This is a genomic window from Alkalispirochaeta alkalica DSM 8900, assembly GCF_000373545.1.
GTDB classification, from domain to species: Bacteria; Spirochaetota; Spirochaetia; order DSM-27196; family Alkalispirochaetaceae; genus Alkalispirochaeta; species Alkalispirochaeta alkalica.
In genome coordinates, this window is the sequence record NZ_KB891720.1 from 1 (window position 1) to 7,147 (window position 7,147).

At 50.1% G+C, this 7,147-nt stretch carries 8 protein-coding genes; 5 read left to right on the forward strand and 3 right to left on the reverse strand.

What is annotated here, in order from left to right; genetic code table 11:
- Window positions 1–360: 360 nt before the first annotated feature.
- The 3 genes from B071_RS20290 to B071_RS20300 all read right to left on the reverse strand — a co-directional run bounded on the left by B071_RS20290 (window position 361) and on the right by B071_RS20300 (window position 1,160).
- Complete coding sequence (locus B071_RS20290) at window positions 361–600, reverse strand: hypothetical protein (RefSeq protein WP_018526939.1); 240 nt, start codon at window positions 598–600, stop codon at window positions 361–363.
- A gap of 4 nt (window positions 601–604) precedes the next feature.
- Window positions 605–823 (reverse strand): helix-turn-helix domain-containing protein, encoded by a 219-nt coding sequence (locus tag B071_RS20295; RefSeq protein ID WP_018526940.1) that lies wholly within the window; start codon window positions 821–823, stop codon window positions 605–607.
- Window positions 824–920: 97 nt separating this feature from the next.
- A complete protein-coding gene (locus tag B071_RS20300; protein ID WP_157703131.1) occupies window positions 921–1,160 on the reverse strand; it encodes a hypothetical protein in 240 nt (79 codons plus the stop codon).
- 101 nt (window positions 1,161–1,261) lie between these two features.
- Here B071_RS20300 and B071_RS20305 point away from each other — a divergent pair, with 101 nt between their 5' ends.
- The 5 genes from B071_RS20305 to B071_RS20325 form a co-directional block, all read left to right on the forward strand.
- Complete coding sequence (locus B071_RS20305; protein ID WP_018526942.1) at window positions 1,262–1,645, forward strand: helix-turn-helix domain-containing protein; 384 nt, start codon at window positions 1,262–1,264, stop codon at window positions 1,643–1,645.
- A gap of 353 nt (window positions 1,646–1,998) precedes the next feature.
- Window positions 1,999–2,823, forward strand: a complete 825-nt coding sequence (locus B071_RS20310; protein WP_157703132.1) for a DUF6414 family protein — start codon at window positions 1,999–2,001, stop codon at window positions 2,821–2,823.
- Between the two features lie 151 nt (window positions 2,824–2,974).
- Window positions 2,975–5,728 carry a TrlF family AAA-like ATPase gene (locus B071_RS20315; protein WP_018526944.1) on the forward strand — a complete coding sequence of 918 codons (2,754 nt, stop codon included), beginning with the start codon at window positions 2,975–2,977 and terminating at the stop codon, window positions 5,726–5,728.
- Window positions 5,729–5,893: 165 nt separating this feature from the next.
- Window positions 5,894–6,367 carry a plasmid fertility inhibition factor family protein gene (locus tag B071_RS20320; RefSeq protein WP_215730294.1) on the forward strand — a complete coding sequence of 158 codons (474 nt, stop codon included), beginning with the start codon at window positions 5,894–5,896 and terminating at the stop codon, window positions 6,365–6,367.
- Between the two features lie 224 nt (window positions 6,368–6,591).
- Window positions 6,592–7,147 (forward strand): GNAT family N-acetyltransferase (locus B071_RS20325; protein WP_018526945.1); only part of this gene is annotated, 556 nt, incomplete at its 3' end.

Below are 7,147 nucleotides of genomic sequence, written 5' to 3' on the forward strand. Positions count from 1 at the left end.
CGTCCGGTTGCACCCATCATCTGGTTACCCGTGCCATTTCCGCGCTCTCGGAGCGCAGTCGTTCTTCATAGAGCCGGTCGATTTCTTCTGCGGTGAGGGAGAGCCAGGCCAGCACTTCGTCCCTGCGGTAAGCCCGGGAGTAACGACCGCCGTGCAGGACAGCATGGGATNCNCCGAAGTTTGGGTAATANCGGCGGTCCAGNTTTCGGAGGCTGTCGTATCCCCCGGGTCCAAACTTGAGTTCCGCAGCCTGCTTCAGGGTCATCCATTCTGATAGGGACTCAGCCACACTGTTTTTTTCCAGAATGACACGAACCATCGTCTGCAATTCTTCAATCGCCGAGGGGAGCTGATCGAATGTCATGCGTTTCCTCCTGTCTTCCGTTCATCAGATTTCCGCCCAGCCGGAGGCGTCTCAGAGTCCGGCGCATCCAGTTCCGCGACCGAATACCCGTTTCTGCTGAGATGTCCCCGCAGGGCGCCTCTCATAAGGCTCGCAACCCCGTCGTTCCGGCCATCGTTGCGGCCCTGCTTGCGGGCCTCCTTGACGGCTGCCTCGTACATGCCGTCGCTGATGGTCACAGAGATTTTCCTGGTCATGGTGCTACTCCGCCCCGGCCGGCCCGGCGCTGCTTTTCTTCGGGGGAGGATTTCTGACTTTTTGGGATTCAAGCCAGCTCTCCAGGTCTTCGCGGTCGATCAGGTACATCCGCTCCCCCAGCCGTATGTGGGGCAACCCCCGCTTGAACTGCTTCCGGACAAAATCAGGACTGACGCGAAGCTCCTCTGCAACCTCGGCAACGGTTAATCGCTCTCGTGACATATCGGTTCCCTCCGTTTTTTGAAGGCTGGATGCACCAACAGGCGTTGCCACACCCGCCCTGGTTTCCCTGGGTGTGAAGGCTGAGGCGGAATGGTTCTCACCCGCTCCGCCCCAGCAGTGTCGCGTCGATCTGGGATCGACCTTCCTGGATGGCCCGGCGCTCGCGCTCGATGGCCTCTTCCCGTTGGATCTTCTCGATGATGGCGTCGCGGTAGAAATGCTGCTTTTTGAGGTAACGCCGATTAGAAAAGAAATAGTCGATTGTCTCGCGGTCTCCCTTCTCCAGGGATACCCCAACCGTCGTTGGCACCAATTCTCCGGTTTTCCGTACTTCCATAGTTACATACTACGGCAATCCGTATAAATGTCAAGAAAAAACTATGGTTAAATACGGATTTCCGTACTATTCTTATAGTCGCTGGGAGGCGGGAGGATGTTTTGTCTGAGAGAGGACTGTCCCGCTCTCGTTTCAAAGAGACGCTCCGAAAAGAGCTAAAACGAGTACGGGGTAAAGCAACAGAAGTTGCGATTGATACCGGGATATCCGAAACAACACTCAGTCACTGGATCAGTGCGGAGAATACTGCTGTCCCAACCGCCGAAAAGGCTCTACTCATAGCACAATCCCTCGGTGTTTCCCTCGAATATTTGATCACCGGTGAAAAGCAAGAAAGTCGAATTATATCCCCAGACATTGAGGAAGCACTCAACCTCTTGAATAGTCTCCCTCCCGAGATGCGCTCGGTTGCCATTAAGCAGATCAGAGCCTTGGCGGAGTCCATCGGTGTTGATGACTCCAGCAAACAGAGACAGACCGGATAACGCAGGCACGGCCCCATTATCGTAATCGGCATTCCGCCGATTTTTTTTGCCCAAATGATGAAAATAACTCTAATAAAAATCAAAAATCAGGAAATAATGCGATCCTTGAGTTCCCCTACTGGCTGAAGACGTAGGTATAACAGCTATGCGCCAGCTTGATGATGATTAGGGAGATATAGGGCGATTTAACTCTTATTTGGTGGCTTTTAGGGGATTTCCGTGTTAGCATTTTTAGATTGTTATGGCTGGGAAGTTTTGGGATTAGGCGGACGGGTTTGCGGAGATGGGGGGCGTCCGGGGCTGTCTAATCATTGTTAGACAGACCCTTCGGGCCGAGGAAAATAGGAGAATTCATGAAAGCAAGTGCGTTACGGAATTTCTATTATCTGAATACTTCAATAATAGATGATTATATTTCGTCTATTGATGGATCTCTTGTGCAGACAGAAGATGTTTCTGAAAGAGTTGCAACTGATAAAGGAATATCAGCAGGAGCAGGTGCATTTTCTATTAAAGTTGATGCAGGAATAAAAGCTCAAATTGAAAAAGAGACAAAACGTATATTAGTTCAAACATATGCAGGAAAGTTTCAGAAAATATATAATTTCTTAGATTCAGAGAATGAAGGCGTTCCATTTTACGATTATATGGATGAAGAATCTTGGCCAAACATATCACGGAATCAATTTCTTGAAATAGATGTAACAATAAGGCTCTCGAAGATTGAAACAATAATTGGTTCTCTTGGTACAATATTACCATTTTTTGATAAAATAAAGAATGATAATGGAACAGCTTTAATGGATACTGAAACTCAGAATGCTATCAATATTATACAGCTTTTTCGAGAATCAAATAATACAAATGGACTTCCTGCAGAATTAAGTTTTATTAATCCTGGAAAGTATAAATTGATAACATATTTTGATGAAAACTCATTCATATCCGAGCAAGATAAATTACCAAAGGAAGTAACTATATTCGCAAAAGTGCAAAGAAAACTACGTGAATCAGAAAAAGTAAATCTTACGAATATTATTCCAGTATTGGAAAAATTAGCTTTTAATAGAGAAATGAAAAGAAGCATAAAGCATATCATGGAAGAATTACCTGAAGAACTAATGGATAATATTAAAGGACCGGGTGCAATTTTAATACCAATTGCTATTTATAACTAAAAATTGCCTAACAACTGCTTCAACCTGATGCTTTCTTTGTCACATTTTGTGCTGTCGCTTCGCTCCTGAAGCACAAAATGCGCCAAGCCGCTGCGCGGCGCGAAACCACAGGTTAAGCAAATGTTATGCGAAAAGAACAGGAACGGTATAGATGAACTGGATTGGCTCACGGTGGTGGAAGTTCGACTTTCACAATCATACTCCGGTCTCCGATGATTATGGGAAAGGCCCTGACCAGGCCCTGCATAAGCAGATATCCCATAAGGATTGGCTGCTCAACTACATGCGGAAAGGCATCGATTGCGTCGCGGTGACGGATCACAATTCAGGTGCCTGGATTGATCCACTAAAGCAGGCACTCCTGGAGTTGTCATCCGAAGGTCATCCGGATTATCGACCGCTCTATCTGTTCCCCGGCGTCGAGATTACCGTTCAGGGAAATATCCATATTCTGGCTATTTTCGGCACAGACAAGACCACCTCGGACATTGACTCTCTTCTCGGTACTGTGAGGTATCGAGCCACCAAAGGGAGAAGCGACGGCTGCTCTGAATGCTCTGCTGTTGAGGTAATTGACGAAATAGCAAGGTCTGGCGGGTTAGCGATCCCTGCTCATGTCGATCAGGCCAACGGACTTTTTACAGTTTATTCCGGCAACACACTGGAGCAGGTTCTCGACAACAAGAATGTATTTGCCATGGAGGTCACAGACCTTGCGCAGGTAAAGCCGCAGCTCTACATCGGCAAAAATTTGAATTGGGCGGAAGTTCTTGGAACCGATTCCCATCATCCAACCGGAACCGACGGTCAACGCTACCCAGGGAGTCACTTTACCTGGGTAAAAATGTCGGAGCCATCCTATGACGGATTGCGGCTGGCACTCATTGATGGTGCTCTCTCCCTGAAGCGTTCGGACCGTTTCACCGGTGACCCCAATACCCATGGGCAACTTGCCATCGAAAGCATCGTGGTTGACGACGCGAAGTACCTTGGGAGAGGTCAATCCTTTTCCTGCCAACTGAACCCTTGGCTCAACACCATCATTGGTGGCCGAGGCACCGGGAAATCGACTTCGTTGGAGTTCCTCCGGATTGCTCTCAAACGGAAGGGAGAGATACCTAAAAACCTGGAAAAGGAATTCGCTAAGTATAGCCAAACCTCGGGCAGCCGTCAGGATGAAGGACTCTTAAAGAGTTCCACGAAAATCACGGTTGGTTTTCGAAAAGACGGCGGCCGTTTTCGTATCACCTGGTCTAACGCCGAAAGCAAATACGCCATAGAGGAAGAGACCGCTCCCGGAACCTGGAGCGCTTCCGAGGGAGACATAGCACAACGATTCCCCATCAGAATTTACAGCCAGAAGCAAATATTCGAGCTGGCGAAGCATCCCCAGGCGCTGTTGCAAGTCGTCGATGATGCCCCGGCGGTCAATCATCGTGATTGGCAACTTGAATGGGACGAACTGGTTTCCAAATATCTCTCTATTCGTGCCCAGGAGCGTGAAGTCCAGTCTGGCCTTCAGGAAGAATCGGTAATCAAGGGGCAGCTTGAGGACGTCAAACGCAAGCTCGAGGTTTTTGAAAAGGCAGGCCACGCGGATGTCCTTAAGGCTTACCAGCTCAGACAAAACCAGAGCAAGGCCATCGACTCTTGGGAAAAGATTTGGGAAGGTTCCGCCAAACAGGTCCGGGATATTTCAGGAAGCCTGTTGCCACCAGAATTGGATTCACAGCATTTCAACGTTGAGATTGCAGATGATAAAGAGCTGATCGACGCTGCAGCGGGCATCCGTGCGACCTTTGAGAAACTTCAGAGTGAGATGAATTCAATCGCGAAGCAGATTGATGATGCGAAGAGCGCATGGAATCAAGCTCGGCCAGGTCTTGAAATATCGAAAAAAATCACATCAGCGAACCAGGAATACACCGACCTCCGCGGTCAACTCAGCGCAGCAGGTGCGGGCGATCCTTCCGCATATGGTCTTCTGGTTAAACAGCGGCAAGATCTCGAGGAGAAGCTCAAGGGGTTCAACAAGAAGAGAGAAGCTCTTGTGCAGCATCAGAAGAGCGCTGAAGAGTGCTTGGTCAAGCTCCATGAGCATCGGGCCAAGATAACCATACTTCGCGAGGACTTTCTCAAAGATACCCTCGTTGGCAACTCATATGTACAGATCAATGTCATCCCGTTTGGAAACAAGATCACGGTCGAGGAAGATTTCCGTAACCTAATCGACCGGGGAAATGGCGGCTTTGACCGCGACATCGGCGTGGTCGACGGGGATGAGGGCCTACTGGCTACACTGACGCAGAACTCTTCCAAAACCATGGAAGAAAAAATTGCAGCATTGAAATCATCGCTGCTCGCCATTCATGAAAACGATACAACGGCGGTGGCTGCAGCCAAAGATCGACGTTTTGTCTCCCACATCCAAGGATTGACTCCCGAGCAAATAGATCGAATCTGGTGCTGGTTTCCCGAAGACTCGCTGGATGTTAGGTACAGTCTCAAGGATGGCGAGAGTTTCAAACCTGTAGAGCAGGGATCACCTGGGCAAAAGACCGCAGCCCTCCTTGCCTTTATCCTTTCGTATGGTGATGAGCCTCTGGTGCTTGATCAGCCAGAAGACGATCTCGACAACCATTTGATCTATGACCTGATCGTGACGCAACTTCGGGAGATTAAACAGAGGCGACAGGTTTTGGTGGTCACGCACAACGCTAACATCGTCGTGAACGGTGATGCGGAAAACGTCATCGCCCTTGATGTAAGGTCAGGGCAGACCCGAATCGTGACACAGGGTGGACTCCAAGAACCTTCCATACGGAATGAGATATGCCGAGTGATGGAAGGCGGCAAAGAGGCGTTTGACCAGAGATATAAACGAATTAATGCAGTAATCGCATAACACGGCGCTGCACTCGGACGGCAATTCCGCTGCGCTCCATTGCCGCCGGTGAGCTCAGGCGTTAGGCATGGGAGGCAGGCCTTGATTACGTTTAGCACAAAGGAATACTGGGGCAGTCCTCACGTAGTCTTTACTGTTCCTCTTCCGAATCGGTCTCCCGTCTTCATGTCAATGAAAATAACGGAATACAACAATGACAAATCTGGAGTAGTTATTGTCGACGCCGAAAAATTTCTTGGACTTTGGCGTAATGAGCCATACAGCATCCATAGCGCCGAGGCAAACGGCAACCCACAAACGTGGCCGAATGACCGAAAGTATGGGGCTGCCGCTGAAGGCTTTTCTTTTGGCCACGATAACCCAGTGCCGTTAGCATACGTCTCGCATGACATAGCCACTCGAACTATTGTTTCTTACAAGTTCCTTTGGTTCGGAAAGAGTGTGCGCTATGAGAAGTTCCACCATGTAGGCTTTACTAACGGCGTCACCAGAACAATCTGGTTGTTAACCCAGGGATGTATGGCCTTCCCCATCGAGTGCGAAATGCCTGGAGCCAGAGAGCTACATCGAGTAGCTGCTGCACCGAACACGCATTTCTATACAGTCGATGAGCTGGCGGAGGCAGCATCCCATGCCTAACCCTTCGCTGCACCCGATGCGCTATAGCCGACTTCTCCGGCCTCCGCACGCGGGTGTGTAATCATCCCGGTTTTGGTACAGGCGATAACTGGCACCGCCGTAGCAGTCGGCTCGTCGGTAGTCCAGCGGAATTGCCCCGGGAGCCATATGGGCCGCGCCCCATTTATTATCGTCACCCGCCCTGCCCCGGGTCAGTTCGCATGACGGGCAACACGGAGAAAATAATGTTTGAAAAGCAGATAGACGATTCCGTGAGACTGCGGACGCTTCGCGAGGACGACGCAGAGGAGCTATTCCAAGTCATAGATGAAAACCGCGCCCATCTCCGCGAGTGGCTCCCATGGCTGGACGCCAATACGACGCCAAAGGATAGTTTGTCATTCATCCAGGCAACCCTGGCGCAGGAGGCTGACAACCAGGGATTCACCTGCGCCATCCTGTTGCAAGGGAAGATCGTCGGAGTTGTGGGGTACCACCCTATTCGGTGGAGCAACCGGTCCGTGGAGATCGGTTATTGGCTGGCTCGCGCCGCTGCGGGGCATGGAATCATGACAAAATGTTGCCGCGTTTTGATCTCACATGCTTTTGCCGTATACGATCTCAACCGAGTCCAGATCCCTGCTGCTATCGGCAATACCAGAAGCAGGGCGATTCCCGAGCGCCTTGGATTCACGCTGGAAGGTGTGATCCGTGATGCAGAGTGGCTCTACGACCACTACGTCGATCACGCCATGTACGCGATGTTGAAGAAGGACTGGTCTGATCCGTCACCTGAACTGA